Below are 26,582 nucleotides of genomic sequence, written 5' to 3'. Positions count from 1 at the left end.
CATGACAGAAACCGTACGACCTGCATCGGGATTCAACGGAACCATTCAACTGCCACCAGATAAATCTATTTCACACCGTGCCGCACTTTTTGCAGCCATATCGGATGAAAAGAGCATCATTGAAAACTATTCCGAGGCTGCAGACCCGGCCAGCACTCTTTCCTGCCTGAAACAGCTTGGCATTCAAATTGAACGGGAAAAAAATCGAGTAACAATCCAAGGTGTCGGGCGAAAGGGTTTTATAAATCCTGCAACACCGCTTGATTGCGGAAATTCGGGTACTACAATGCGGCTTCTCACCGGTATACTTGCCGGTGCCGGAGTTACGGCAGAATTGACAGGAGACGATTCTCTCTCTGGCCGTACGATGAAACGGATCATCGAACCGCTTCGCCGGATGGGAGCTACAATCTCTGCACAAGAAGATGAGTTCGCCCCGATTTCACTGAAGGATCATTCTGGCATCAAGCCGATGCGCTACACGCTGCCGATCGCCAGTGCTCAGCTGAAGTCCTGTGTACTCCTCGCAGGCCTGTTTGGTGATGAGCCGACTGAAGTAATCGAACAAACCCCGAGCCGCGACCACACGGAAAGACTTTTAAATCTTACATCCGAACCATACGGACAGGGAAAAATCATCCGCAGCAGTTCCTCAGATACAATCCCAGCACAATCGTACACGGTGCCCGGAGATTTTTCCGCCGCCGCGTTCTGGATGGTTGGCGCCGCAATTCAGTCCGGCAGTGAACTGATTCTTAAAAACGTTGGTATCAACCCAAGCCGGACCGGTATTTTACACGTTCTCAAACAGATGGGAGCTAACATTACACTTACAGACGAACGGATGCAGGGCAGTGAACCGGTTGCTGATATGAAAATTTCGAATTCCAGTCTTCAGCCAATCGACCTCGATCCAAAACTGATCCCTAACTGCATTGATGAACTTCCCATTCTGATGGTTGCCTTCTGTTTTGCAAACGGCCGCTCGACGATTCGGGGTGCTGAAGAGCTGCGACACAAGGAGACTGACCGCCTCTCAGCCATGCACGAAATCCTTACCAATGCCGGTGCGGAAACTACGCTGCGGGATGATGGAATCGAAATTGAAGGCGATCCGGATTTTAAACCTCAAAATGCGGAGTTTAACAGCTACCACGATCACAGAATGGCGATGGCAGCTGCAATTCTCTCATCAAAAGCTGGCGGGGAATCTTCAATCCTCGATGCTGACTGCACTGCGATATCCTATCCCAACTTCTGGAAAGACCTGAAAGAAGTGTCGGGCTGACGACCGGCCTGACGGAACATGTGGTGATCATTCCGTCAAACTGACAACGGCCATCTATCCCTTCTATATCTATGTCAATACGTCAGTGAGATGCGAGGTTGTTTCGTATTGGCATTGTGGTTGCTCTAAGACTGTATGAACGAAATGAAATAATTATGAGCAACTTTAAAGTCGACATAGAAAATCAGCTGACATCGCTTGGTCGCGAGATCCAGCAGTTTGTGGAACGAATGACGCCATCAGACGCTGAACGGGATTTTTCACCCGCCTGCGATATCATTGAAAGTGACAGCAAATATATTATCGCAGCAGATCTGCCCGGAATGAGCAAGAAGCAGATTAAAGTAACGCTGAAAGATCATGTGCTGAAAATAGAGGGCACTCGTGAACTTTATCTTGAAGAAGGTGAAACCCTGAAAAGAGAAGAACGCGCACAAGGATCATTTATCCGGTCTTTCTCTATGCCCGATCATGCAGACTCATCCTCCATCGAGGCTTCCTTTAAGGATGGTGTACTCACTGTAAAAATATCGAAAAAAGGAACCGGAGAATCTGAAGCCGACTCCATTCCGATCAACTAAAGAACATTAAATAATAAAATAAGAACACAGGACAGGTAATATTATGGGTAAGATTATAGGTATCGATTTAGGAACAACCAACTCATGCGTCTCCGTAATGGAGGGCAGCGAGCCGGTTGTTATTCAGAATGCAGAAGGTGGACGAACAACTCCATCTGTCGTTGCATTTTCAAAAGACGGCGAACGGCTTGTAGGAGCACCGGCAAAGCGCCAGGCAATTACCAATCCCGAAAAAACAATCTCTTCTATCAAACGGTTTATGGGCCGGATGTTTAGCGAAATCACTGAAGAGAGCAGCCAGGCTTCATATAAAGTTGTAAAGGGCGATGACGGCACGGCACGTGTAAAAATTGACGACCGTCTCTACGCACCACAGGAAATTTCAGCGATGGTTCTGCAGAAAATGAAGCAGACCGCTGAAGAATACCTGGGTGAAAAAGTAACTGAAGCTGTAGTTACGGTTCCCGCCTACTTTAACGATGCGCAGCGGAAAGCGACACAGGAAGCCGGGAAAATTGCCGGGCTGGAGATCAAACGAATTATTAACGAACCAACCGCCGCATCTCTGGCGTACGGACTTGATAAAAAAGACACAGACCAAACCATCGTGGTTTATGACCTTGGTGGAGGTACGTTTGACGTATCGATCCTGGAACTCGGTGACGGAGTATTTGAAGTGAAATCCACCAGTGGTGACACCCACCTTGGCGGTGATGATTTTGACCAGCGCCTGATCAAGTTTCTTGCCGAAGAGTTTAACAGAGATGAAGGCATTGACCTGAGAAAAGATCCAATGGCAATGCAGCGACTGAAAGATGCCGCTGAGAAAGCCAAGATCGAACTCTCAAGTTCACAAAAAACTAACGTGAACCTTCCATTTATCACAGCAACCGATGCGGGACCGAAGCACCTGAACATCGATATCACAAGAGCCAAATTTGAGCAGCTTGTTGATGATCTCGTTCAGCGAACCATAAAACCGTGTGAAAAATCACTGAAAGATGCTGGTCTGAGCAAAAGTGAAGTTGACCAGGTAATCCTTGTGGGTGGTTCCACACGTATTCCGAAGATCCAGGAAGTTGTGAAGGAGTTCTTTGGTAAAGATCCAAGTAAAGGTGTAAACCCGGATGAAGTAGTGGCCGTTGGAGCCGCAATTCAGGGTGGAGTACTTACTGGAGACGTGGACGATGTAGTTCTTCTTGATGTTACCCCGCTGACTTTGGGTATTGAAACCCTTGGCGGCGTAATGACCAAGCTGATTGAATCGAACACCACGATTCCAACCAGCAAAAAAGAGACCTTCTCAACTGCTGCTGACAGCCAGAGCAGTGTGGAAATTCACATCCTGCAGGGCGAACGTGCCAAGGCTCAGGATAACCGAACACTTGGCCGGTTCCACCTCGACGGCATTCCGCCGGCACCACGTGGCGTACCGCAGATTGAAGTAACGTTCGATCTGGATGCCAACGGTGTTCTGAACGTAAGTGCAAAAGATAAAGGAACCGGAAAAGAGCAGAGCATTCGTATTGAATCCTCTTCCGGACTCAGCGACTCAGAAATCGAGAAGATGAAAAATGCCGCTGAAGAGCATGCCGAAGAGGACAAACAAGTGCGTGAGCGCATTGAAACCCTCAATAAAGCAGACACCCTGCTTTTCTCAACCAAGAAACAGCTTGAAGAGAACAAGGATAAGATATCCGAGGAGAATCAAACCAAGATTCAGACTGCTCTCGACAAGCTCGAAACCCTCCATAAAGAGGAGAAAGTGGATGAGATTGAGCCTGCTATTGAAGAGCTGAACCAGGCATGGGCAGCCGCTTCACAGGAAATCTACCAGGCCGCTGCGAATGAGCAACAGGCAGGCGGAGCCGGTGAAGGTGCACAAGCTGAAGGCGGAGCTGCTGATGCAGAAGCTGAAGAAGAAGATGACGCCGTTGACGCCGATTTTGAGGTCGTCGATGACGAAGATGAGAAAAAGTAAACCCGATCTGATTCGGAGCAGCTTAGACTTTTCTGAATAGATCGATAATGAAATCCAAAAAAGCCCCGCGGCAGTGTCGCGGGGCTTTTTTTATGGTTTCTGAAAAATCAAAGCTGAAGTTTAGGAGCCGGTTCCGGTGCCGGGTTGTCCCACCCGGGTAGAGTCAGTTTTAAAAGCAGGCAGTAAAACAGAAAAAGCGCAATCGGCACAAATCGAAGAACGTGAAACCAACTCCCGGAATCGAAAATAAAATAGATGAAAAGTGCGGGCAGGCCAACGAACAAGAGAAAGAAAATGAGCCAGCCGTATCGCTTTTCATGGATCAGTGTGCCCACCAAAATCGGTAAAAAGAGTAAAATCAGCGCGCCAAGAAGGTAAAGAGAAGCGATATAAAAAAAGCTCATCATGAAAAGAGCCGACCCTGAAAGTTCATACGATAACCAGAGATCGAGGGATTTTATATCAAAAGTAAATGGATACATGTAATTTTGATTCGTTGATGAATTCAATATTTCTTTATCGTCGGTTTGGATTCCGCACTTAAAAAAAGATCCTATCCCGATTCTAAACAACACGTTGCCTCTTGCGATCTGTTTACCTATAATAGACCGTTAACTATTGCTGAATGAAATCAAAAGCTCAACAATACTGGCGGCAAAACCTCATCTACCTGGCCATTCTGCTGGCTATCTGGTTTGTTGTGTCTTACGGAGCCGGTATTCTATTTGTCGATTGGCTCGATCAGTTCCGTATGGGCGGCTTTAAACTCGGGTTTTGGTTTGCCCAGCAAGGTTCCATCTACGTGTTTGTAATTCTGATATTTGTGTACGTCTGGCTGATGAACCGCCTCGACAAAAAATTTGAATACAACGAGGTGTGATGGGCATTCAGGGATGGACATTTTTGATTGTTGGGCTCACTTTTGCGCTCTATATCTTCATCGCATACTTGTCACGCGCCGGAACCACGGGTGAATTTTATATAGCCGGCGGACGGGTATCCCCTCTTGCTAACGGCCTCGCCACAGCCGCTGACTGGATGTCGGCGGCATCATTTATCTCTATGGCAGGGCTGATCAGCTTTATGGGACGCGACGGTTCAGTTTACCTGATGGGCTGGACCGGCGGCTATGTTCTGCTTGCTCTTTTACTGGCTCCTTACCTGAGAAAATTTGGTAAATTTACCGTTCCTGATTTTGTAGGTGATCGATACTACTCCACAGCGGCGCGCATGGTGGCTGTTGTCTGTGCCGTATTCATTTCCTTCACCTATGTAGCGGGACAAATGCGCGGTGTTGGAATAGTATTCTCAAGATTTCTGGAAGTGGATATCTCAACAGGCGTAATTATTGGGATGGTGATTGTCTTTTTCTACGCTGTCCTGGGCGGTATGAAAGGAATCACCTACACGCAGGTGGCACAATACTGCGTTCTGATATTCGCCTATCTCGTACCGGCGATTTTCATCTCCATGCTGATGACGGGAAATATCGTACCGCAAATTGGGTTTGGAGGTACCCTGGCCGATGGCTCCGGCGAGTATCTGCTCGATCGTCTTGATGGATTGAGCACGGAGATGGGGTTCGATCCCTACACCGATGGCTCAAAATCCACCATTGATGTCTTTTTCATAACGGCCGCGCTGATGGTAGGCACGGCGGGACTCCCGCACGTAATCGTGCGGTTTTTCACCGTACCGAAAGTTCGTGATGCCAGAATTTCGGCGGGATACGCACTGCTTTTCATCGCCATTCTCTACACCACAGCACCAGCCGTAGCCGGATTTGCCCGGGCCAACCTGCTCGACACGGTGAAAGACGCTCCCTACAGTGAAGTTCCGGAATGGTTTACGTCATGGGAAGAGACCGGGTTGATTGAGTTTGATGACAAAAATGGAGACGGCATTATCAACTATACGCCCGATGCTGAAACCAATGAACTTTATATAGATCAGGATATTATGGTCCTGGCAAATCCCGAAATTGCGCAGCTTCCCAACTGGGTGATAGGCCTGGTTGCGGCAGGCGGACTTGCAGCGGCACTCTCCACAGCGGCCGGCCTGCTTCTGGTGATTTCAACTGCCGTAGCCCGCGACCTGATCCGGCGAACATTTGTACCTGATATCACACAGCAGCGGGAACTCTTATTTGCCCGGGTGGCTGCAGGAGGGGCCGTGATCGTAGCTGGTTATTTTGGGATTAATCCACCCGGTTTTGTGGCCCAAACGGTAGCCTTTGCATTTGGATTGGCGGCCGCATCGTTTTTCCCGGCTATACTGCTTGGTATTTTCTCTAACCGAATGAATAAGGAAGGGGCGATCTCCGGCATGATTGCCGGAATTCTGTTTACGGCTGGATATATCATCTACTTTGCATTTATGTTTCCGGAACTGAACAATGCGGAGAACTGGCTCTTTGGAATATCGCCCGAGGGGATTGGCACACTTGGAATGATCATTAACCTGGTGATCGCCGTGAGTGTCAGCCGCTTTACGAAAGTACCGCCGGTTGAGATTCGAGAGATGGTGGAGCGTATACGGGTGCCGAGAGATCTGGATAAAGATGAGGTGAAGCCGCCGACAAGGATTGGGGATTGAGGGTTAGACCGGGGACGGAGTTTTGGACCGGGGCCCCAAAACCCACACCACTCACCAGTTAATTCTTGCCGCCACATTCCCTATCTTTCCCATATGAATATTCTTGGAATTGAATCATCGTGTGACGAAACGGCGGCGGCTGTACTTTCTGATGGAAAGGTGCTGTCAAATGTAATTGCATCACAAACGGTACATGAGCAGTTTGGCGGCGTGGTGCCGGAGCTGGCTTCCCGTGCGCACAACAAAACCATCTGGGCAACGGTAGACCAGGCGATTGAGACGGCTGGAGTCACTATGCCCGATATCGACGCGATTGCGGTGGCGAAAGGCCCCGGCTTGATGGGATCTCTGCTGGTAGGGCTTGGTTTCGCGAAAGGATTGAGTCTGTCGTGGGAGAAACCGCTGATTGGTGTGAACCACATCGACGCGCATATGTACGCCAACTTTATCGATCATAAAGAAGTTTTCCCTTTTGTGGCTCTGATTGTCTCCGGCGGACACACTCGCCTGGTGCACGTCCCCAAACCGTTTGAACATAACCTGCTCGGTAAAACGAGGGATGATGCCGCAGGTGAGGCGTTTGACAAAATCGGCAAGATGCTTGAGCTTCCCTACCCAGGCGGACCACAGGTTGATAAACACTCCCAAACCGGCGATCCGACGTTTGTGGATTTCCCGCGTGCCATGGCCAAAAAAGGACTCGATTTCAGCTTTTCAGGATTGAAAACCAGCGTGCTTTACTATCTGCAGGATCAGGATGAAGAGTTCATAAAAGTACATCTGGATGATATCTGCGCAAGCGTATCCGCCGCCATTTCTGATGTGCTGGTGATCAAACTCCGCCGGGCCATTCGAAAAACCGGCGTAAAAGAGGTAATGGTTGCCGGGGGCGTATCCGCCAATTCGATGCTGCGCAACAAAGTGCTGGCGATGGCTAACAAAGAGAAAGTAAATGTGATGATTCCCGCAATGGAGTACTGCACCGACAACGCCGCAATGATCGCCAAAGCAGGTGAGATGAAAGCGCGGCTGGGTCAGTTTGACGGACCGGAACTCAAGCCGTTTGCGAGTATGAAATGAATGCTGAATAACAAATAATGAACATCGAATGTCGATCAACGTGCCTATCGAAATTCAGTGTTTGTTATTCATTATTCGATATTTCTCTGCTCACCACGGCGATATTAAACTCCTTTGCTGTTTCCATCAACGTTTGATCAAAAGTATATAAATCAAATCCATAGTGATGCACAACTCCGAGATGTATCGCATCAAGGGCCCGCAGGGCGTTGGTTGAATGTTCCAACATCCATTCCGCTGATTTGAAAACACCGGGGCCCATCTCAGCGACTTCAAAAAGACCCGTTCTTCGATGTTTCTTAAACAGTCTCCAGGTTCGGTTTCCATCATCTTTTGACAGGTCACCCATTCGCTGTTTCTTATTAATAGCGGATCGCAGTTCAACTTCCGTCAAATAACTGATGACTATCGGATCGTGTTTCTGCATTATTTTCTGTACAGCGTTACTTCCCGGTTCAGGCAGGTAGTATGCCGCCAGGCAGCTTGTATCAATGTACATCAGTATCGCTCTTCTTTTCTCTGATCAATGATCGTTTCAGATACAGACTTATTTTTGATAGCTACAGACTTTCTATGGTCGCTTAAATCCGGAAAAACAGTGGAAGAAGGCTTCAAGGGAACCAATCGTGCTATCGGACGGGAGTGTTTTGTGATGATAATCTCTTCCCCTTTCTCAGCATCCGACAGGTAATCCGCAAGATGTTCTCGTACTTCATTGACTTTTACTTTTTTCATTGCTCTAATATTATGTACAGAACTAATGTACATAAATATACTTAATTTCACTCATAATTTAAATGGATTGTTATCTGATGATTTCCATTATGATAAGCTGATTACGATAATCTAAGAAAGGAGAAATGAATTCGGCCAGGTCAGTTTGATTGCCCGGAACTCAAGCCGTTTGCAAGCCTTTAGCAAACGCTTAATAATGAATAATGAACACCGAATGTCGATCAACGTGCCTTTCGAAATTCAGTGTTAGTTATTCATTATTCGATATTTCTCTGCTCACCACGCCGATATTAAATTCATTGGCTGTCTTCATTAATGTTTGGTCAAACTTATATAAATCAAATCCATAGTGATAAGCAATTCCGATATGAATCAAACCCAGTATTCGCCAAGGCTTGGATAACGTTCCAGTCTATTTTGATTCACTCAACTTTTTAGAAGTGGAAATGTCATTGGACTTAGATAATCTGTCTTTCCCATAAAAATGTACTAATGCGATAGGGAAAAGAATCCAAAAACCTATTACGAGGAGTCCGAAAATCATTTGTTGAGTATCGCTCGCAATCTCTGATAGTTTTAATGGATTTGGTGTATTTACGGATGCATGGAAAAGCATCGGGATTATCAGCACTTTCTTTGTAGAGTTATACAACCAAGCTATAACAATTGAAAAAAGCGGAAGCAAAATGATCAGGCCGATAAAATCCTGAGGCTCATAGGACGCACCTCCGAAAAAGACAACAGGGAAGTGCCAAAAAGCCCAGATCAAACCGATAAACAGAGCGCTGACAAGAGCTGAATATTGTTTTTGAAGATTTGGCTGCAAGTAGCCCCTCCACCCAAATTCTTCAAGAGATCCGGCAATAAATAAAGTTGTTGAAAAACGAACTAAATAGTCCGTTAGGGGTCTGTCCACTACTATAACCGGGGCTCCAGAAAGCCAGAATATCAAAAGAATTATATCCTCAATAAACGGCAATACAATGGCAAGCAAATACCATCCGGGATGAACTTTCCATTTCGTAATCTGGCTGGCCAGGCTTTTGAAAATGTTTTTTAAAGAGTAGTTCAGAATCAAGATCGCAAAGAGCGGACCCCAGGCGTATGGAATTTGCATGTAAAGTTCCCCAGTCATATCAAGTGGGTAAACAATCAGCCCCCAATATCCCCAGGACCAGAGGCAACTTAAAAAGATAAATGAAGAAATTGTATATCGCTGAAATATTGCTACAATTTTATCCATCGATTCGCCTCTATTTCAGATCTTGCTATCTCTTTTCTTTTGAATGATTGACCTGTGCCAATAGCTCTAATTTTGATGTTATTGAGAGATTTTTACTTCTCAAAATAATTCTCCTGCTCGGTTGATAGCTGGCTGTATACCGCATGTTTGAAATCCATGGCATTGGCCATGCGTCGGAATTTATGCTGAGTGATACCCACCCCAAACAGCGTGATAAGTCCCGTTCCCAGGCGGCGATCAGCGATGTTTTGCCAGCAAATGACATTGTCCACTTTTTGCAGGCTCAGCTCTCTGTAGCGGATGTAGAAGAAACCATATTTCGTAATGATCCGTCTGTTCGTGACAGCATACTCGTAATAGAAATAGTTAAACACGCCAAGCAGTGAGAAAATCACAGAGAGCCAAAACAGAATTCCATAACTGCCGATAAGGAAGAGAATCACCATCAAACCAAAAGGAACCCAAACGATCGACTCGTGGGCTTTTGATCTGAAGATCATCTCTTCACCCGGCTCAATAATTTTATCTAACCATGCCATGCGTCAATCGTTCATTACACATCAAACTCAATTCCCTGGGCAAGCGGAAGTTCATCACCCCAGTTGATGGTATTGGTCTGCCGCCGCATATACGCTTTCCACGCATCGGAACCTGACTCGCGTCCGCCGCCAGTCTCCTTCTCACCGCCAAACGCACCGCCGATCTCCGCACCGCTGGTTCCGATATTCACATTGGCAATGCCGCAATCCGATCCGCGATGACTCAGAAACGTCTCAGCTTCACGCATATTCAGTGTAAATATCGACGAACTCAGCCCCTGCCGAACGCCGTTATGATAGCTGATTGCCTCATCCAGATCACTGTATTTCATCATGTATAAAATCGGGGCGAATGTTTCATTCTGCACAATTTCATAGTGATTTTCCACCTCGCAGATAGCAGGTTTAACATAGTGGCCTTCAAGGTTTTCAAGCACGTCACCACCGCAGACAACCGAACCGCCTTCATCCTTCACTTGCCTTAATGCTTCTTGCATGGCATTAACGGCATCTTTGTCTATTAGCGGCCCTACGAGAGTGCCAGAATCGAGCGGATCACCAATAGAAATATTCTCATAAATTGTTGTGAGCCTTTCTTTTAACTCGTCATAGACAGAGTCGTGAATAATAAGCCGACGTGTACTGGTGCAGCGCTGGCCAGCCGTTCCCACGGCTCCAAAGACTACGGCGCGGATCGTCATCTCCAGGTCGGCATCTTTGCTGATAATGATGGCGTTGTTGCCGCCCAGTTCGAGGATAGTTTTCCCCAGTCTTGCGCCCACTGTTTTGGCAACCTCTTTGCCCATACGAATCGATCCCGTGGCCGAGATTAGAGGAATACGCTCATCTTCAGCCAGCCACTCGCCAACTTCACGGGCTCCCGTGATCAGACTAAAAATACCTTCGGGCAGATCGTTCTCTTTCAGCACTTCAGCGGTAATATTCTGAACCGCAACTCCGCATAGCGGTGTTTTTTCCGATCCTTTCCAGATCACCGTATCCCCGCAAACTGCGGCAATCATCGCGTTCCAGCTGTAGACGGCAACAGGAAAATTAAAAGCCGAGATCACACCCACCGGCCCGAGCGGATGCCACTGCTCGTACATCCGGTGCTGAGGGCGTTCAGAGTGCATCGTTTTTCCGTACATCATGCGCGACTGGCCTACGGCAAAATCGCAAATATCGATCATCTCCTGAACCTCTCCAAGTCCCTCCTGATAAATTTTACCCATCTCATAAGAGACCAGTTTTCCCAGCGGCTCTTTATATTCGCGAAGCTTCAATCCAATCTGTCTGACGATCTCTCCTCGTTCGGGCGCAGGCATCATGCGCCAGGTTTTAAACGCTTCTTCTGACTTCGTCACCACTTCATCATACTGCTTTCGTGTAGTTACCGAAACGGATGCAATTTCTGATCCGTCAGAAGGCGTATAGCTGACAATATTCTCTGAACTCCCTTCTAAAAATGTTTGTCCGGTTGAGGTTCCTTCGTTTTTCTCTTCAATCCCAAGCGTTCTCAAAAAATCTTTCATACTTTCCATGCGTGTTGTTTGCGGTTTCCTGAAATATAGAGGCTGCAGTGATGAAACCCAATCACAGTGAAGACAAAGATTTATGAAAATTAAACCGGCATCAAACAACCAGTTAAAACTCTGGAGAAAACTTTTAAAAACGAAATACCGGAAGAATGAAGGCCTGTTTATTGCTGAGGGGGAGCGGTGCGTGGAGCAGATTGTACAAAGCGGATCGATTGAAGTTGAAACCGTTGTCGTTGAAAATGGCTACACACCGGGACGTGATATTTCTGAAAGTGAACTTCCTATGGCTGCAGCCGACCAGGATGATTTTCACTCCATATCCGACACCGAAACTCCGCAAGGAATCCTGGCGATCTGCAAAATACCGGAAGAAGCTTCAATCAACTCACTTCAATCCAAAACCGGACTGATTGTCGCGATGGATGCCGTACAGGATCCCGGAAATGTGGGTACGATGATCCGCACTGCCTCCTGGTTCAATACTTCGGGAATTCTGTTTGGTGATGGTTCCGCCGATCCCTTTCATCCCAAAGTGGTACGAAGCACAGCCGGGGCAACGGGCACGCTGCCGTATATGAAAGGGAATCTCCATGAACTATTTAATCAATTTGAGCAGAACGGCTGGGAGATCTTTCTGATGGACGGAGCTGAAGATGCCGATGAAATTCATGATGTGAAGCCGTCAGATAAAACCATCCTGGTAATTGGCAACGAAGGAAACGGCATCACGGATACGCTCTTTTCGCCCGGCAGAAGAAAAGTTCGCATCCCCGGGAATAGTCATACGGTAGAGAGCCTGAATGCGGCGATTGCACTGGGAATTGGTTTGTATACATTTATGAGCTAATACGATGTTATCATTGTTTTATATGGAGCTGAATTTAGATTGTGTCATCGGATAATCCGAGTCATTTTGAACAAAAATGAGGTTCATTTGGGACTCATCCGATGACTTTGAAGATTGTTAACTCTGGCAAAAAACCAGATTAAAAAACCATGAAATATCGCCCCACGAATTGACTATCTCCCTCGGTTTAATTACTGTAGATATATGATTGATTTCATCATCCCCTCTGTTTCACATACTCAGCAATTTAAGTGGAAGGTTGTATGCCAAAGACTAAAAAAGCGAAAAAGATCTTCGTTCTCGATACCTCCGTTCTTCTCTACGACTCCAACGCCGTTAAAAATTTCGAAAAGCATGATGTAGCGATCCCTATAACGGTCCTGGAGGAGCTCGATTCTTTCAAAAAAGGAAACTCCGTCACCAATCTTCATGCCCGGGAATTTATCCGCTATCTGGATGGTATTTCCGACTCCAATATGATGAAGAAGTGGATTCCGCTGAATGGGAAAACCCATGGAAACATCCGCGTGGTGAATGATGAGGATAGCAAAACCGATGCAAACCGGGTATTCGGATCGGTTAAAAACGACCACCGGATTCTGAATTCAGCTCTTAAGCTCCGGGAGTCTGAAAAAAGCAAAAAAGTAGTTCTGGTATCGAAAGATATCAACCTGAGGCTAAAAGCGCGTGCACTGAGCCTGGATGCGGAAGATTACGAAACCATCCGAATTAAGGATATTGACCATCTCTACCGCGGAAAAACCGACCTTGAATTTAATGATAACGGTCTTATTAATGAACTCTACAAAGAGGGTCAGCTTGATCCCAAAAAGCTTGAACCCTCTCCCCCGGTAAGCAATCACTTTTATATTCTAAAAAACCACTCCAGTTCGGCACTTGGTTATTTCAACCCCGGATCTGAAAAGGTTGAGCTGGTGAACCGCGTAAATGCCTATGGAATATCACCGCGAAATGCGGAACAGACATTTGCACTGCATGCGATTATGAATCCGGAAATCCAACTCGTATCGATTACCGGCTCGGCGGGAACAGGAAAAACATTACTGGCCCTGGCAGGAGCTTTGGAGCAGCGTAGTCTCTATCGTCAGATCTTTCTGGCACGTCCCATTGTGCCGCTGAGTAATCGCGATATCGGGTATCTTCCCGGTGATGCGCAATCCAAAATCGATCCCTACATGCAGCCGCTTTGGGATAATCTGAACATCATCAAAAACCAGTACAAGGAGTCGAGCAAAGCTTACCAGAAACTGGATGAGATGGTTCAGACCGACAAGCTTTCAATTGTGCCTCTCGCCTACATTCGCGGAAGAAGTCTCAGCAACGTGATTTTCATTGTAGATGAAGCGCAAAATCTGACCCCGCACGAGATTAAAACGATCATCACGCGTGCCGGTGAGAATACGAAGATTATATTCACGGGTGATATCTTCCAGATCGATACACCCTACCTGGATGCCCAGAGCAATGGGCTCTCCTACCTGGTCGACCGGCTGAACAACAATAAGATTTACGCCCATATCAACCTCGAGAAAGGAGAACGATCGGAGCTGGCGAACCTGGCGAGTAAGTTTTTGTGATTGAAGGCAGGTGAGTGGGTTTTGAGTATTGGGTAGCAAGTATTGAGTAGCTTTGTTCGAGATCAAAACCCTACCACCGTCATCGCGGACTCCGATCCGCGATCTCCCATCCTTGCACGGCAAAGATTTCCCCATCGATCAAATACCATTTCACAAAACAGATTGGGAGTTACCGTATCAGAGAGCAGCATGACGTTTAGCTGGATTTGTAAAACTAATGTATAAGTTTCAGCAAAAATTTTCGATATTATCATGAATCAAAAAATATAGACATGAGAATCGGATGATCACATCAAATCTCCCTCTGATATCGATTTTTTCGCTTACGGTTTTAGCACTGATGTTCCCATTTCAAACGGCAGCCCAGTCCGATTTTAAAGAGCTGTTTGAAGAAAAAGAATATCATTCTGATGAAGGAGATAAACTGCCCTACAGGCTTCTGCTTCCGGAGCAGTTTGAGGATGGAAAAAACTACCCGCTCGTGCTTTTCCTGCACGGCATGGGAGAACGGGGCAGTGACAACGAAGCGCAGCTCACATGGGGCGTGGAGGCGTTTGCAAAAGAGGATTTCCGACAGGAACATCCCGCCATCGTCATTGCTCCCCAAGCTCCCGATGACGATTACTGGGCCAACCTTGACTGGAGGAATGAAGGATCAGGCCTGATGGAGAAACCCACAAAACCTCTTCAAATGGCCTACGATTTGGTTCAACAGATTGCAGATGAAATGCCGGTGGATAAAAACCGAATCTACATCACCGGACTATCCATGGGCGGATTTGGCACGTGGGATCTCATTACGCGTTACCCGGATACGTTTGCAGCCGCTATGCCGGTTTGTGGCGGCGGCGATCCATCCAAAGCGCACCTCATAAAAGATCTGCCGATCTGGACGTTTCATGGGGCACAGGATAATGTTGTGCCGGTAGAGCTTTCACGCGATATGGTTCAGGCGATTCGGGAAGCGGGCGGAACCCCGGGTTATACCGAGTACCCTCATGTCGATCATTTTTCATGGATACCCGCTTACGAAGACCGTTTTGCCCTCGAGTGGCTGTTTGAGCAAAAAAAGAGTGAATTATAGGATCAGACCAGCTGACTTTATTGATAAAGGTTCGGTGTAATTTCATATCAGTCGAAAATTACTGACTTTTAAAAAACTGGGTAAATCCTTTAAACCAAAAGCTCTTTACTGCCAAACCGTGCCCCAACACGGCATATACCATTATGATTGGAAATTGATTTTTTAGGATTATTCGCTGTTTTACAGCTACAAAAATAGTCGGCTTCTATTCCATTATTCACAATTGAGCTTTGTTAAATTCAGAGAAATCATCATGAGAAATCTTTCACTTACCATCCCTCCCGTCGTTGTGCTGATCGTTACTGCACTGCTGATGTGGGGAATCAGCCTGGTCTCACCGGGTTTTTTCGTGGAGTGGCAGCTCCGCTGGAGTATGGCTGTAGCAATTACACTAACCGGAATTTTGATATCCCTAACCGGTATCGTTCAGTTTCGAAAAGCAAAAACAACGATTCACCCAATGACCCCGGCAGAGACATCAACTGTTGTAACTATTGGAATATACAGCTACACCCGCAACCCGATGTACCTGGGCATGTTTCTTATGCTGATCGGCTGGGGATTTTACCTGATGAACCCTTTCTCCATACTCTTCTCTTTTGCTTTTGTCGGGTATATGAACCGATATCAGATCATCCCGGAGGAACAGATCCTTGAATCAAAATTCGGTGAGGAGTACACGCAATATAAACAGTCCGTTGCAAGATGGTTTGTTTGATGTGTAAAGTTATTCCCCCGCAATCGACTGAGCCGCAAGCCATCCGTTTGTCCATGCAGCCTGGAAATTGAACCCGCCGGTAACTCCATCTATATCCAGTACTTCGCCGACAAAATATAATCCTGGCACTTTTTTGCTCTCAAGCGTATCCGGATTTACCTCGTTAAGCGGAATCCCGCCACAGGTTACAAACTCCTCTTTGTAAGTGGTTTTTCCCTGGATGTTGTACGTTCCCCGGGTGAGCTGCTGCGTAAGTTCGTGGATCTCTTTGTTGGAAAGATCCGCCCACCGTTTGTCCGGTTTGATATGGCTCAGTTCCAGGAACCTCTCCCAGAGCCGGGCCGGAAACGGAAGTCTATTTTGATTCCTGACCAGCTTGCGGGATTGATCGTCCCTCAAATTCGTCAACTGTTTTCGAACCTCTTGCTCATTCATTGGATGGAGCCAGTTGATCTGCACGTCGTAGCGGTACTCACGTTCATGCAGCTCCCGCGCTGCCCACGCTGAGAGTTTCAGTACGGCCGGACCACTGAGTCCCCAGTGGGTGATCAAAACCGGTCCGATTTCAGTAAATGATGTGTTCTTGATCTGAACTTCTGCACGCTCCACTGAAATCCCGGCCAGGTCGGCAAAGATCTTCTCTCTGAAGTTGAAGGTGAACAGGGACGGGACCGGGGATCTGACGGAATGACCAAGATCTTTCAGCCATTCATATGCATTTTCCCGGTTAAAACCGCCGGTAGCCAACACAAGCTGATCACAAAGCATCGGTTTCGATTTATGGATATGCAGCCTGAACCCAACATCATCCAGCGGCTCAATTTTATCCGCTTTTGTTTTCGTGCGAATCGTTACGCCATGTTTTTTAGCTTCATCCATCAGGCAGTTAATGATGGTATCGGAGCTGTCTGTCACCGGGAACATCCGCCCGTCACCCTCCGTCTTCAATTCCACTCCCCGCTCTTTGAACCACTCCACCGTATCGCGGGCCTGGAACTGTTCAAAACTCCATCGCAGCACTTTTTCCCCGCGTGGATATGATTTGGAAAGGAGTTCCGGATCAAAACAGTGATGCGTTACATTACAACGACCGCCACCCGAAACCCGTACTTTTGATAGCACTTCACGAGACTTCTCAAGAATCGTCACATTCAAGTTCGGATTTATCCTTGCCGCATTCACAGCCGTGAAAAAACCGGCTGCTCCACCCCCAATAACTATCAATCGATGTTCATTTCTGCTGCCCATGCGAACAATATATGAAAAGAGGCAGTGACAGATGAAAAATGAATTCAGGAAATAATCTGGGGTGAAAAATTATCCCGATTTTAAAGTAGATTTATAATATGTCTTTCAAACTTCAGGAATATTATAGAATTCATTACATTCGAATTTATAGTCTAAAACTACATCATTCAGACAGGTTAAATCAAAATCAATGAAAAACGTAAAGGGAAAAATCATCCTTGTTGACGACCAGAAATATGAAAAAGATCTGCTTAATCATTCACTTGAAGAAAATGAGTGGAATATAAAAGTTGAATATTTCACCAATGCCCGGGATGCTCTTGACCATCTTCAGGAAAACGTGGATGAAATATTCCTCATCATCTCTGACATGAACATGCCCGGCATGAACGGTATGGAATTCAAGAAAGCAATTGACAGAGATGAATATCTGCGCCAAAAAACGATCCCCTTTATCTTTGCAAGCAGTGATCCGGTCAGAAAGGATGTGATTGAGGCCTATCAATATCGCGTACAGGGATTTTTTAAAAAACCGGATTCAATAGAAGATCAGGCAGCTATGCTTGAAACGATCATTATGTATTGGGTATCGTGCATCCATCCGGATAAAGACGATATCACCGCCCAAAGGAGTAAGTAACCCATTCGGATATGCACCTGTTAACTAAAAGACCTCTTCAGCAGATTATCAAGAGAAGATGTGGGCCCAGCGGACTTGAACCCCGAAGCACTACTTCGGAATTTCAACGCTCAGATTTTTAACATCTTTAAATAGTATATAGGGTGACAATGATCTTAAAACATCAGTTTTAAAATGTGGGCCCAGCAGGACTTGAACCTGCGACCAATCGATTATGAGTGGATTAAAATATTAACTATGAATGCTATATAGGCCGATTTTAAGAAAAGTGTACCCACTCATGTACCAACTATTTGTTTCATCGGTGAACGGGTTTCATTTTTGGCTACTACATTTTCCAATCTTAAGTGTCCACTTAATTCCCACATCCATTAGGCGACTTGAACACGCAGGATTCTAATTTGTTAGTCTATTGAATTATCCCAATATTAGAAACTTCTAATAAACATCGGGGAAATCTGCTTGGGTAAACCTTTCAACACGTTTCTAAATAAAAAATAAATTTAGAAGCATGAGTAAGGCAAACTATTCAGTCTGACTTTGTCTATCAAATTCATCCTGTGATATCAAGACATCAGCTTATTCCCTTTGAGTTTGAGAATCAAACAAAACCAAAACAGTAAACTACGGTAACTATGAAAAACGCACTACTATTCGGGATTTCTATCATCAGTTTCCTTGTCATCGCAAGTTGCGCAACACTGACCCAAGGAACTAAACAGACCGTCACCATAAACTCAAATGTAGACGGAGCACAAGTCTATCTTGAAGGAGCTCAAATTGGCACGACTCCATTTGTTGGTGAAATACCTAAAAACAAAGAAGCTCTAACTATTCAAAAAGATGGTTATAGAACTCACACTCTTAGCTTCTCCAAAAGTCTGGAGCCCATATTTTGGGGTAATATAATCTCTGGCGGAACAATTGGTAGTTTGACTGATTTTGTTTCAGGAGCTGCATATTCATATTCACCTTCAAGCTATCAAGTTGAAATGTACAGAGACGGCGAGTCTGACGCGGCCTTTATGCAACGTTTTGAACTGAGAAAATATGCAATGACTCACATTACTGATATTTCTGTCGATTTAGGAAATGATGGTGGTGAGCATCTTAAAACTCTAATCAATCTTGCAGAACTTACCTATGATGATGCATCTATTGATTTGATTAAGTCAAAATTTGCTTTTTCTCAAGGCAATGAAATCATCTTCGGAAATGAAGTAGTTGAACTAATCTAATCAAAGATGAATCATTACTTCCTCAGGTGGATATGGATAACCATATTCACCTTTTTTTTTATCCCTATAGATTCTTTAGTTGCTCAAGAAGTCTTAAATGGATCTGAAGATCACAGCACTTCACTTTCTTCGGATTTCCATCAGCTATATATAGTTTTCGCCGGTCCATATCCTGCCAGTCCATCATCTTCATTTGGTCATCTTTTCTTATTAACTGAACCCAGCAATTCAGATAACTTACAGATGTGGGATGCAATAAATTTCGCAGCAGATGTACAAGACGAGTCTGGTGCCTCAAGCTTATATAATGGGTTGATTGGAAATCTGGAAGGTAATTTCGAGATTCTACCATTCTATAAAATGATCCAGGATTATTCATATTCTGAATCAAGGGATTTATGGCTATTTCCAATTCATCTTGAAAGCCACGAAAAACAACGATTTACTGACTACATAAATCATACAGGGGGGAAAGCGAGACAGTATCGTTTTTCAGATAAAAACTGTGCTTCTCGAGTTAGTGAGGCTTTGCATTATGTCTTTAATCAAGAGTATAGCTCTAAACTTTTGGTACTTCCTCAACAAGTTTTAAATGATGATGTTATTGCTCAGCGATTATCAGAACCTCTTTGGATTGAGAATGTAGAAAGCCAAATGTTGACGATTTATACAGAATTAGATAATGCCATGTCATTCAATTCTGCACCTGATTCATTAAGCAATACGGAACGCGTCAAGTTTTTGAAAACGTATGAATGGTTATATAACAACACCGCGACAACTATTGATAATAATAAACGAAAATTTATTGAAGAATTAAGGTTTAAGGTATCTCAGAGTAGCAGTGACTATGATTTTACCCACCTCAACACCAGGGATTTTACAATTCACCATCCGGGTAGGTTCGGGGCAAGCTACGGGTACAATCAATTTGGAAACAACTATGTAAACTTAGATATAAGGTTAGGACTTCACGATTTTAACGATGTATCGGTTACGTATCCAAAATTCGACTATATAAATGTATTTAGCCTTAGTATGCTCTTCAGTGACAGAGCCATTGTTGAGGAGTTCTGGGTTTTCAACCAAGAGAGCAGACAACCTGTAAATCATTTTAATACTTCACCTTCCTGGTCACTTGGTTTTGGTGGTCAAAGGTATTTTTTAAATGACATTGATTCATTTGCAATGGGGATATTTACAGGGATCGGACGTTCATATTCAATATTTGATGATCAGTGGAATTTTTCATTACTGCTAAATGCCAACCCCGTTTACATAACAGATGATTCCTTTTCAATTATCATTGAACCCAAATTAGAACAGAGAATATTCTTCACGGATACATTTAAACTTGCCTTCGGAATCAGCAATCCTGTATATCTCAAATCAAATGAATTATTGAATATTCATTTAGATTCCTCACTGGTATTAAACTTAAACAACAATGTCAGCTTAACAACCGACTTTAAGATGTGGAAAAATATGGTAAGTATTGAAAGTGGTATTAAAGTTAACTTTCCTTATTAGACATCTTCTATTGTTCAAATAATAGGGATTGTGATGGCGATTTTGAATGAGGGTACTAACTATTTGATTCATCAGTGAAAAGGTTTATTTCTGATGCTATGTTTTAAATTTATCCAGATAGGGACTAAAAAGGTACATACGGTTTCTGCTTTGACCGGTGACTTCATTTAAAAAACCTGCATCTTCGAAACTCTGAACTAAGTTACCTGCTGCTTTGGCACTGAGACCACAGACCTTTTGTACATCTTTTATTTGTACAACCGGATTCACAAACAAATGCTCCAACAAGTTCAGGGCAGAACGTGTTCGCCGTCCCCACTGATCTCGAATTTTGGCTTCGATGTCGTTTTTCAGCTGTAAAACAGCTCCCAATGTATCAGCAGCTTCAATAGCTGTATCGCGAACTCCAATGAGAAAATATCGCAACCAATGGATCATATCATTATTCTCCCGTACCCGCATCAGGTTATCATAGTATACTCCCTTGTGTCGCTCAAAAAATTTCGACAGGTAGAGCAGTGGTTTGTCCATGATACCCCGGCTGACAAGGTATAGCGTAATCAGCAGTCGGCCGATGCGGCCGTTGCCATCCAAAAAGGGGTGAATAGTTTCAAACTGATAGTGAACCATTCCAATCTTGATCAAATCAGGTACATGTATTTTTTCATTATGAATGAATTTTTCAAGGTCACTCATCAAATTATTAATATGTGGGTGATCAGGAGGAATAAAAACAGCATCTTTAAGGGTAGCACCTCCAATCCAATTTTGGCTGGCCCGGAAATCTCCGGGTAGTTTATGCTCTCCACGTACTCCACTAAGTAAAGTCCCATGGGTTTGCCTGATCAGTCTTGAAGATATAGGTATACTTTCCAGAGACTTTATAGCCGTATTCAGGGCTTCGGTATAGTTGCGCACCTCTTGCCAATCTTGTCTCCGTTCAGGGGCCACATCTTCTTCGGGTAGAAGTGCTTCGTCAATATTTGTCTGGGTACCCTCAATGCGGCTGGAAATTACAGCTTCTGTAGTTACGTGCAACTGGATAAATAAATCAATATTAGGAACCAACCGAGCATAGGAATTGAGTTCACCCAATTTCATAGAAGCTTCTTCTAAAAGAATATTGATATCAGAATTATCCCATTTCCATGGTTGATTGATTTTTTCAGGCAAATAATATTTATACTCATTGCCTTGTCGCCAGCTACCCCATTTAAATGTTTCAATATCCATTACGCTATTTTACTTTCTATGTTTAAAGTAAAATATAAGAATTATTATTTTACTTACCGCATATTCACCGTATGATATTTTACTTTTAAGTATAAAGGTAAAATAGGGCGAATTTTATTTTACTTTCTTACCCACTCCTCACCGTCATACCGATACCCGACCAACTTCCCTCCTTTTGCCACGCTGTCGTCCAGGCAGCAGATGTTCTCTCGGAACAGGCTCGGATTACCCCTGAGCCAATAGTGGCAGAAAAAGACTGGGTGTTCATCTCTTGACTATATGGACATAAATGCATACACTAATTTATAAATGTATGCATAACTTACCATGTCATGTACGTATCCGAAGAAAAAATTAACCATGCTATCGATATCTTCATAAAGAATGGTGGCATTATGCGCACATCCGATGCCCTGAAAGCAGGACTTCATCGGAGAACCCTATATAAAATGCGTGATGAGGGAATCGTTCAACAACTGGACCGTGGAGTATATAAACTTGAAACGAGTGAACCGCTAAATAATCCGGATCTGGCCATAGTGGTTGGCAGAATTCCATCAGCTAAAATATGTCTGATATCTGCACTGGACTTTCATGAGCTTACAACACAGATTCCTCACCATGTACATGTAGCACTGGAACGAACACAAAGAAATCCGAAATTGGACTACCCACCCCTTCGCATTTATCGATTTTCCGGGAAAAGTCTGACCGAAGGTATAGATGAACATACGATAGATGGACTGACTGTTCAGATTTATAATCCTGCAAAAACCATTGCAGATTGTTTTAAATTCAGGAATAAAATTGGCAAGGATGTCGCAATTGAGGCTCTCCAGAATGCCATTCAAAGCAAAAAAACCTCTATCAAAGACATTCTATATTATGCAGATATTTGCAGGGTTAAAACCATCATTAAACCATATATTGAAACCATAGCGAGTGAATAAAACAACCGACCAAGTTTCCGTATCCGTTCATCAACGACTTCTGAACAAAGCAAAACAGACAGAAAGGCCCTTTAATGAACTGTTTCAGTACTATGCTATGGAGAAATTTCTTCACAGGATAAGTCTATCTCCCTATGCTGAAGAATTTATATTAAAGGGTGCCCTCCTGTTAAGAGCAACTGGTATATCAGAAATTCGACCTACAAAAGACATGGATTTTTTAGGTCCTGATAACTCAGATGTAATAGAAATTAAACAAATGCTTGCTGATTGCTGTAAAATTTCTGTTAAAGATGATGGCTTGAAATTTGATCCACGATCAATAACAGAGCAAGAAATTCGAGAGAATCAAGCATACAATGGAGTCCGATTTAAAATTAAAGGATCGCTTGGCAATGCAATAGTATCTATACAAATAGATATGGGCTTCGGTGACGTAGTCAGTCCCGGCCCGTATTGGATTGAATATCCCGCAATACTTGATGATGAGGAAAAACCGAAGCTAAAAGCCTACACATTGGAAAGTGCAATTGCTGAAAAATTTCAGGCTATGGTAGATCTGGATTTGGCAAATAGCAGGATGAAAGATTTTTATGATATTTGGTTTTTAAGCAAGAACCGTTCTTTTGACGGTGAGGCACTAAAGCAGGCTATTCAGCAAACTTTTCATCGTAGAAAAACAGAACTGCCTGATGAGTACCCTACTGCATTAACAACTGAATTTTCATTAAATGAAGATAAGGTAAATCAGTGGAATGCTTTTGTTTCAAAATTACCAGAATCGAGCACGACTTCAGGTTTAAATGATACGATCAAACAAATTCAAATTTTCTTATGGCCGGTGAGCCAGGCTGCATTAAATCAACAACTGTTTAACAGGAAATGGAATACCGAAGGTCAGTGGCAATCTTCATCTAGCTAATCTACACATACACCAACTTCTCATCCAATAACCTCTCTTCCCACCCAATCAAACCGATACGAACCACCTTTCCCTTTTTTAAACCGAGTGGGTTTAGCATAAGTCTTAAATAGAACCCTCAGGGTAAAGTGAAGGAAAGTAGTATCCTACCACTTTAGATGGTATATGAAAGCGTAAGGGAGCACGATGGCTATCGGATATTATCAGCTCATCACTTTCAAGCTGGCTGGTTAAATCTCTGGCAGTACGTTCCCCGAGCCCTGATATCCTTTTTACTTCTCCACGCTTAATTTCACCTCTCATCACTATTTCAGCCAGTATATATTTCGCTTCCTCCCGCAATGGCCTTTCGCCGGGAATCATATTTTCTGACCTCAAATTCACATAACCTATTATACGTTCACGGAGCTTATCAAGCTGCAACAGCTCTCTCATGAATGATACCTGGTCGTCTGCAACCGTATAGAAAAATTCACAAAATCGTCCCAATCCGCTTTCAGACAAATTACCACGGCCATCATAATCCCCCTTTCGTTCGGCATCTGCTACTGCAAGAAATTGCCTGTACTCATCCGCCCTGCGGGCAAGACCTCTTGAAATTGTCCACAACCCCAAAGATTCAAGTTTCACACTCTTCATGTATGCATAGCTAAACAGCCGAGAAACCCTTCCATTTCCATCCATAAAAGGATGAATCCATGCGATTCGATGATGACTTGCTGCAGCTGCAATCAGTTTTTTATGGCCAAGAAGGTTTCCGGGTGAATACGCATTCTCAAATCGATTGAGAAACAGTTCAAGATTTTCGGCTTTCGGAGGAATATGATCACCAATTTTTACCTCCCGGTCACGGACTTCTCCTGGTATCATTTTTATCGTATCACCTGAAACCGGATCATGAATATTTAAAAATATTTCAGGAACCCGCTCGTAAAACTCTCTGTGAATACTGCATATAAAATCTTTTGAGCAGACGTTCAGGTTGGGATTTTCACTAAACCATTCATCAATCAGGTTTTGTACTTCAATGTGAGCCACACTAAGCATTTGTAAACGTTTCTTTTTCTCATCACGGCTATACTCTTTCTTGACCGCCCGCTCAATATCTGCCGGTGTAGGATGCTCTCCCTCAATTCTGTTAGAATAATAACTGTTAATATGCCGGAGCAGCCGTGTAACTTCTTTTCGTGTTACCGGAGGCAGGAGATTATCCAGCGAAGCGGATTTGCGATACACCTCCATCGCCAGATTTACCAAATCTGAGGATTCTCTGGGAAACATTGGCTCCATTTGGCGTGGATGATCAAACATATTCAATTATTTTAAGAAATATTTGCCGGTTTATTATCCGGTTATTTTAATCCCTTAAAGTTAAAATATGCATATAGATATAAGTTATTCCACCTAAACAAATTCATTGTTTTTCGCCGGTTCATTTGCCGGTTAATAATCCGGAAAAAAGAAAACTGATTCAGTTACATCATTCAGTGATTCCTTCTCTCAACTTCCCATCCGTTAACCTTTCCTTCCTTTTCAAACCGGTTTGCGACCAGCGTCCCTCCTGAAGATCTTACAAAATTTATCTTGCCAGATGGAATCTATTGGTTTATTGGTTTATTGAAATATTGGTTTAGTGGTTTATTGGTCTGTTGTTTTGTTGAAATGTAGGAATGTAGATTTGTAGTTTGGATGGTCTACTGGTTGAAAAAGCGTTAACCCTATGCATAAACACATATTTTAGCCGATTTGTTATACAAAGACCTACGTTTCAAAACTTTTTTTTAGCAGAACGTCATACAAACAGCAACATTTCAATTGTCATACATTTTCGCAATTGTATAGATCTGTTACCACCCCGCCCCTTCATTACCTGTTTTAATATTCTACACATACACCAACTTCTCATCCATTAACCGTTCTTCACCGTCAAACCGATACGCGACCAACTTCCCTCCTTTGGCTACGCTATAGTCCAGACAGCAGATGTTCTCTCGGTACAGGCTCGGATTACCTCTAAGCCAGTAGTGACCGAAGAAGACAGGGCGTTCATCCCTACTATACACCGAACCGTTTAAAGATTCATCATTCTGGATAGACAGATCGGGCAAACCATCGATGTTTCCAACCGCTATGGAGTCATACGTATGACCTTCCGGACTTTCCCACCATTTCATCCGGATCGCCTTCCGTTCATGGCCACCTTTATCTTTAAACGTATAACCCCTTGGCAGCACCAGCTCCTTCCCTTTCAGTACTGTATCTACAGAGTCAAACAATTCACTCCCTTTTTGGGCAGATTGCTGAATGAGATCGTCTCCCAAAACCCCATTTTTTGTCAGATTTTCTAAATGTTTGACTTTCTTGTGATCCCAGGTTGCATGAACGACCCGGAAATCATCCGATTCAAAATAGAGCGGTAGGGTCTCAAACCAACGGATCGCTTCATCATACTCCTTCTCATTTCCACGAAACTGTTTAACCGTTTCAGCATGCTGGTCTTTATTCTTCTCCGAGTGTTCTCTCAAATACCCTCCCTCCTCGTTCATGCGGTTGAAGCAGATCGCGTTGTACTCATGGTTCCCCATCACCGCTTTGGCAGTGCCACTATCCACCATGTGGCGAACAATGTTTAACGTTTCAACGATTTTAGGTCCGCGATCAATAAAGTCCCCGACAAAAAACGCTATACGATTCGGGTGCTTCCAGGTAGTTCCCTTCCGGGAATAACCCATTTTGTCTAATAAATGCTCCAGTTCGTCCGCATATCCGTGTATATCCCCGATGAAATCGATGCCGCTGGTTTCCATTGAATGTTTGACTCTTGTGAAGTTTAATTGTTCAGTTAACATCTTATAGTATAACAATCTTCCTCGTTTATATTTATGATCGGCTTATTGGTTTATTTGAATATTGGTTTATTGGTTTATTGGTTCATTGGTTCATTGGTTTATACCTGTAGAAACAACACTGGTCGTGCATGTAGAAACCATTTTC

26 protein-coding genes are annotated in these 26,582 nt (G+C 44.1%); 15 read left to right on the top strand and 11 right to left on the bottom strand.

The genetic code is table 11. From position 1 onward, the window contains the following. Position 1 precedes the first annotated feature (1 nt). The 3 genes from aroA to dnaK all read left to right on the top strand — a co-directional run bounded on the left by aroA (position 2) and on the right by dnaK (position 3,850). A complete protein-coding gene (gene aroA / locus DYD21_RS16990; RefSeq protein ID WP_116038198.1) occupies positions 2 to 1,288 on the top strand; it encodes a 3-phosphoshikimate 1-carboxyvinyltransferase in 1,287 nt (428 codons plus the stop codon). Between the two features lie 155 nt (positions 1,289 to 1,443). Beyond that, positions 1,444 to 1,869: an Hsp20/alpha crystallin family protein gene (locus tag DYD21_RS16985; protein ID WP_147303628.1), complete on the top strand. Its 426-nt coding sequence runs from the start codon at positions 1,444 to 1,446 to the stop codon at positions 1,867 to 1,869. Between the two features lie 43 nt (positions 1,870 to 1,912). Further along, complete coding sequence (dnaK, locus tag DYD21_RS16980) at positions 1,913 to 3,850, top strand: molecular chaperone DnaK (RefSeq protein ID WP_116038196.1); 1,938 nt, start codon at positions 1,913 to 1,915, stop codon at positions 3,848 to 3,850. A 107-nt stretch (positions 3,851 to 3,957) separates the two neighbouring features. Here the strand turns inward: dnaK and DYD21_RS16975 are convergent, their stop codons facing one another. Further along, a complete protein-coding gene (locus tag DYD21_RS16975; RefSeq protein WP_116038195.1) occupies positions 3,958 to 4,332 on the bottom strand; it encodes a hypothetical protein in 375 nt (124 codons plus the stop codon). A 143-nt stretch (positions 4,333 to 4,475) separates the two neighbouring features. On the opposite strand from DYD21_RS16975, the gene DYD21_RS16970 reads away from it, so the two are divergent. The 3 genes from DYD21_RS16970 to tsaD all read left to right on the top strand — a co-directional run bounded on the left by DYD21_RS16970 (position 4,476) and on the right by tsaD (position 7,525). Beyond that, a complete protein-coding gene (locus tag DYD21_RS16970) occupies positions 4,476 to 4,730 on the top strand; it encodes a DUF4212 domain-containing protein (RefSeq protein ID WP_116038194.1) in 255 nt (84 codons plus the stop codon). Then, a complete protein-coding gene (locus DYD21_RS16965; RefSeq protein ID WP_116038193.1) occupies positions 4,730 to 6,445 on the top strand; it encodes a sodium:solute symporter family protein in 1,716 nt (571 codons plus the stop codon). Before DYD21_RS16970 ends, DYD21_RS16965 begins: the two co-directional genes overlap by 1 nt. 93 nt (positions 6,446 to 6,538) lie before the next feature. Beyond that, complete coding sequence (gene tsaD / locus DYD21_RS16960; protein WP_116038192.1) at positions 6,539 to 7,525, top strand: tRNA (adenosine(37)-N6)-threonylcarbamoyltransferase complex transferase subunit TsaD; 987 nt, start codon at positions 6,539 to 6,541, stop codon at positions 7,523 to 7,525. 64 nt (positions 7,526 to 7,589) lie between these two features. Here the strand turns inward: tsaD and DYD21_RS16955 are convergent, their stop codons facing one another. The 5 genes from DYD21_RS16955 to DYD21_RS16935 form a co-directional block, all read right to left on the bottom strand. Further along, a complete protein-coding gene (locus DYD21_RS16955) occupies positions 7,590 to 8,024 on the bottom strand; it encodes a type II toxin-antitoxin system VapC family toxin (protein ID WP_116038191.1) in 435 nt (144 codons plus the stop codon). Next, complete coding sequence (locus DYD21_RS16950) at positions 8,024 to 8,260, bottom strand: type II toxin-antitoxin system Phd/YefM family antitoxin (protein WP_158607340.1); 237 nt, start codon at positions 8,258 to 8,260, stop codon at positions 8,024 to 8,026. Before DYD21_RS16950 ends, DYD21_RS16955 begins: the two co-directional genes overlap by 1 nt. Positions 8,261 to 8,672: 412 nt before the next feature. Beyond that, positions 8,673 to 9,338 carry a CPBP family intramembrane glutamic endopeptidase gene (locus tag DYD21_RS16945; protein ID WP_158607339.1) on the bottom strand — a complete coding sequence of 222 codons (666 nt, stop codon included), beginning with the start codon at positions 9,336 to 9,338 and terminating at the stop codon, positions 8,673 to 8,675. Positions 9,339 to 9,595: 257 nt separating this feature from the next. Further along, entirely contained in the window at positions 9,596 to 10,042 is a 447-nt protein-coding gene (locus tag DYD21_RS16940; RefSeq protein ID WP_116038188.1) for a PH domain-containing protein, read from the bottom strand. A 14-nt stretch (positions 10,043 to 10,056) separates the two neighbouring features. Continuing rightward, positions 10,057 to 11,583, bottom strand: a complete 1,527-nt coding sequence (locus DYD21_RS16935; RefSeq protein ID WP_116038247.1) for an aldehyde dehydrogenase family protein — start codon at positions 11,581 to 11,583, stop codon at positions 10,057 to 10,059. 73 nt (positions 11,584 to 11,656) lie between these two features. Here DYD21_RS16935 and DYD21_RS16930 point away from each other — a divergent pair, with 73 nt between their 5' ends. Both DYD21_RS16930 and DYD21_RS16925 read left to right on the top strand, forming a co-directional pair. After that, positions 11,657 to 12,427 (top strand): RNA methyltransferase, encoded by a 771-nt coding sequence (locus DYD21_RS16930; RefSeq protein ID WP_116038187.1) that lies wholly within the window; start codon positions 11,657 to 11,659, stop codon positions 12,425 to 12,427. 263 nt (positions 12,428 to 12,690) lie between these two features. Then, the gene (locus tag DYD21_RS16925; protein ID WP_116038186.1) at positions 12,691 to 14,025 is read left to right on the top strand and encodes a PhoH family protein; all 1,335 of its coding nucleotides are present in this window, start codon (positions 12,691 to 12,693) and stop codon (positions 14,023 to 14,025) included. 62 nt (positions 14,026 to 14,087) lie between these two features. Here DYD21_RS16925 and DYD21_RS21405 read toward each other — a convergent pair whose 3' ends face one another. Beyond that, complete coding sequence (locus DYD21_RS21405) at positions 14,088 to 14,216, bottom strand: hypothetical protein (protein WP_255415944.1); 129 nt, start codon at positions 14,214 to 14,216, stop codon at positions 14,088 to 14,090. Between the two features lie 92 nt (positions 14,217 to 14,308). Between DYD21_RS21405 and DYD21_RS16920 the strand changes: the two genes are divergently transcribed. Continuing rightward, positions 14,309 to 15,109 (top strand): PHB depolymerase family esterase, encoded by an 801-nt coding sequence (locus DYD21_RS16920; protein ID WP_199535579.1) that lies wholly within the window; start codon positions 14,309 to 14,311, stop codon positions 15,107 to 15,109. A gap of 253 nt (positions 15,110 to 15,362) precedes the next feature. Beyond that, positions 15,363 to 15,827, top strand: a complete 465-nt coding sequence (locus tag DYD21_RS16915) for an isoprenylcysteine carboxylmethyltransferase family protein (protein ID WP_116038185.1) — start codon at positions 15,363 to 15,365, stop codon at positions 15,825 to 15,827. Positions 15,828 to 15,836: 9 nt separating this feature from the next. Here DYD21_RS16915 and DYD21_RS16910 read toward each other — a convergent pair whose 3' ends face one another. Then, positions 15,837 to 17,075, bottom strand: a complete 1,239-nt coding sequence (locus DYD21_RS16910) for an NAD(P)/FAD-dependent oxidoreductase (RefSeq protein WP_116038184.1) — start codon at positions 17,073 to 17,075, stop codon at positions 15,837 to 15,839. Between the two features lie 190 nt (positions 17,076 to 17,265). Between DYD21_RS16910 and DYD21_RS16905 the strand changes: the two genes are divergently transcribed. From DYD21_RS16905 to DYD21_RS16895, 3 genes are all read left to right on the top strand, one after another. Further along, entirely contained in the window at positions 17,266 to 17,715 is a 450-nt protein-coding gene (locus tag DYD21_RS16905) for a response regulator (protein ID WP_116038183.1), read from the top strand. Positions 17,716 to 18,350: 635 nt separating this feature from the next. Further along, the gene (locus tag DYD21_RS16900; RefSeq protein ID WP_116038182.1) at positions 18,351 to 18,953 is read left to right on the top strand and encodes a PEGA domain-containing protein; all 603 of its coding nucleotides are present in this window, start codon (positions 18,351 to 18,353) and stop codon (positions 18,951 to 18,953) included. Positions 18,954 to 18,959: 6 nt separating this feature from the next. After that, positions 18,960 to 20,483, top strand: coding sequence for a DUF4105 domain-containing protein (locus DYD21_RS16895; RefSeq protein ID WP_116038181.1), 1,524 nt, complete (start codon positions 18,960 to 18,962; stop codon positions 20,481 to 20,483). Positions 20,484 to 20,579: 96 nt separating this feature from the next. Here DYD21_RS16895 and DYD21_RS16890 read toward each other — a convergent pair whose 3' ends face one another. Next, positions 20,580 to 21,716 (bottom strand): Fic family protein, encoded by a 1,137-nt coding sequence (locus DYD21_RS16890; protein ID WP_116038180.1) that lies wholly within the window; start codon positions 21,714 to 21,716, stop codon positions 20,580 to 20,582. A gap of 332 nt (positions 21,717 to 22,048) precedes the next feature. Between DYD21_RS16890 and DYD21_RS16880 the strand changes: the two genes are divergently transcribed. Continuing rightward, positions 22,049 to 22,666, top strand: a complete 618-nt coding sequence (locus DYD21_RS16880) for a type IV toxin-antitoxin system AbiEi family antitoxin domain-containing protein (RefSeq protein ID WP_116038179.1) — start codon at positions 22,049 to 22,051, stop codon at positions 22,664 to 22,666. Next, the gene (locus tag DYD21_RS16875) at positions 22,659 to 23,588 is read left to right on the top strand and encodes a nucleotidyl transferase AbiEii/AbiGii toxin family protein (protein ID WP_116038178.1); all 930 of its coding nucleotides are present in this window, start codon (positions 22,659 to 22,661) and stop codon (positions 23,586 to 23,588) included. The genes DYD21_RS16880 and DYD21_RS16875 overlap by 8 nt, the downstream gene beginning before the upstream one ends. A 105-nt stretch (positions 23,589 to 23,693) precedes the next feature. On the opposite strand, the gene DYD21_RS16870 is transcribed toward DYD21_RS16875, so the two are convergent. Continuing rightward, entirely contained in the window at positions 23,694 to 24,899 is a 1,206-nt protein-coding gene (locus DYD21_RS16870; protein ID WP_116038177.1) for a Fic family protein, read from the bottom strand. Between the two features lie 572 nt (positions 24,900 to 25,471). Next, on the bottom strand, positions 25,472 to 26,395 hold the full coding sequence (locus DYD21_RS16865) for a metallophosphoesterase (RefSeq protein ID WP_116038176.1): 924 nt from the start codon (positions 26,393 to 26,395) through the stop codon (positions 25,472 to 25,474). Positions 26,396 to 26,582 lie beyond the last annotated feature (187 nt).

It is taken from the genome of Rhodohalobacter sp. SW132, assembly GCF_003390325.1.
Taxonomy (GTDB): domain Bacteria; phylum Bacteroidota; class Rhodothermia; order Balneolales; family Balneolaceae; genus SW132.
The sequence above is the reverse complement of the archived record's forward strand: the minus strand, read 5'-3'. Positions and strand labels throughout refer to the sequence as shown.

Bases quoted from the DNA above. Each gene is read 5' to 3' on its own strand.
- aroA (WP_116038198.1), top strand. From the start codon at position 2: ATGACAGAAACCGTACGACCTGCATCGGGATTCAACGGAACCATTCAA.
- DYD21_RS16985 (WP_147303628.1), top strand. From the start codon at position 1,444: ATGAGCAACTTTAAAGTCGACATAGAAAATCAGCTGACATCGCTTGGT.
- dnaK (WP_116038196.1), top strand. From the start codon at position 1,913: ATGGGTAAGATTATAGGTATCGATTTAGGAACAACCAACTCATGCGTC.
- DYD21_RS16975 (WP_116038195.1), bottom strand. From the start codon at position 4,332: ATGTATCCATTTACTTTTGATATAAAATCCCTCGATCTCTGGTTATCG.
- DYD21_RS16970 (WP_116038194.1), top strand. From the start codon at position 4,476: ATGAAATCAAAAGCTCAACAATACTGGCGGCAAAACCTCATCTACCTG.
- DYD21_RS16965 (WP_116038193.1), top strand. From the start codon at position 4,730: ATGGGCATTCAGGGATGGACATTTTTGATTGTTGGGCTCACTTTTGCG.
- tsaD (WP_116038192.1), top strand. From the start codon at position 6,539: ATGAATATTCTTGGAATTGAATCATCGTGTGACGAAACGGCGGCGGCT.
- DYD21_RS16955 (WP_116038191.1), bottom strand. From the start codon at position 8,024: ATGTACATTGATACAAGCTGCCTGGCGGCATACTACCTGCCTGAACCG.
- DYD21_RS16950 (WP_158607340.1), bottom strand. From the start codon at position 8,260: ATGAAAAAAGTAAAAGTCAATGAAGTACGAGAACATCTTGCGGATTAC.
- DYD21_RS16940 (WP_116038188.1), bottom strand. From the start codon at position 10,042: ATGGCATGGTTAGATAAAATTATTGAGCCGGGTGAAGAGATGATCTTC.
- DYD21_RS16935 (WP_116038247.1), bottom strand. From the start codon at position 11,583: ATGGAAAGTATGAAAGATTTTTTGAGAACGCTTGGGATTGAAGAGAAA.
- DYD21_RS16930 (WP_116038187.1), top strand. From the start codon at position 11,657: ATGAAAATTAAACCGGCATCAAACAACCAGTTAAAACTCTGGAGAAAA.
- DYD21_RS16925 (WP_116038186.1), top strand. From the start codon at position 12,691: ATGCCAAAGACTAAAAAAGCGAAAAAGATCTTCGTTCTCGATACCTCC.
- DYD21_RS21405 (WP_255415944.1), bottom strand. From the start codon at position 14,216: ATGCTGCTCTCTGATACGGTAACTCCCAATCTGTTTTGTGAAATGGTA.
- DYD21_RS16920 (WP_199535579.1), top strand. From the start codon at position 14,309: ATGATCACATCAAATCTCCCTCTGATATCGATTTTTTCGCTTACGGTT.
- DYD21_RS16915 (WP_116038185.1), top strand. From the start codon at position 15,363: ATGAGAAATCTTTCACTTACCATCCCTCCCGTCGTTGTGCTGATCGTT.
- DYD21_RS16910 (WP_116038184.1), bottom strand. From the start codon at position 17,075: ATGGGCAGCAGAAATGAACATCGATTGATAGTTATTGGGGGTGGAGCA.
- DYD21_RS16905 (WP_116038183.1), top strand. From the start codon at position 17,266: ATGAAAAACGTAAAGGGAAAAATCATCCTTGTTGACGACCAGAAATAT.
- DYD21_RS16900 (WP_116038182.1), top strand. From the start codon at position 18,351: ATGAAAAACGCACTACTATTCGGGATTTCTATCATCAGTTTCCTTGTC.
- DYD21_RS16895 (WP_116038181.1), top strand. From the start codon at position 18,960: ATGAATCATTACTTCCTCAGGTGGATATGGATAACCATATTCACCTTT.
- DYD21_RS16890 (WP_116038180.1), bottom strand. From the start codon at position 21,716: ATGGATATTGAAACATTTAAATGGGGTAGCTGGCGACAAGGCAATGAG.
- DYD21_RS16880 (WP_116038179.1), top strand. From the start codon at position 22,049: ATGTACGTATCCGAAGAAAAAATTAACCATGCTATCGATATCTTCATA.
- DYD21_RS16870 (WP_116038177.1), bottom strand. From the start codon at position 24,899: ATGTTTGATCATCCACGCCAAATGGAGCCAATGTTTCCCAGAGAATCC.
- DYD21_RS16865 (WP_116038176.1), bottom strand. From the start codon at position 26,395: ATGGAAACCAGCGGCATCGATTTCATCGGGGATATACACGGATATGCG.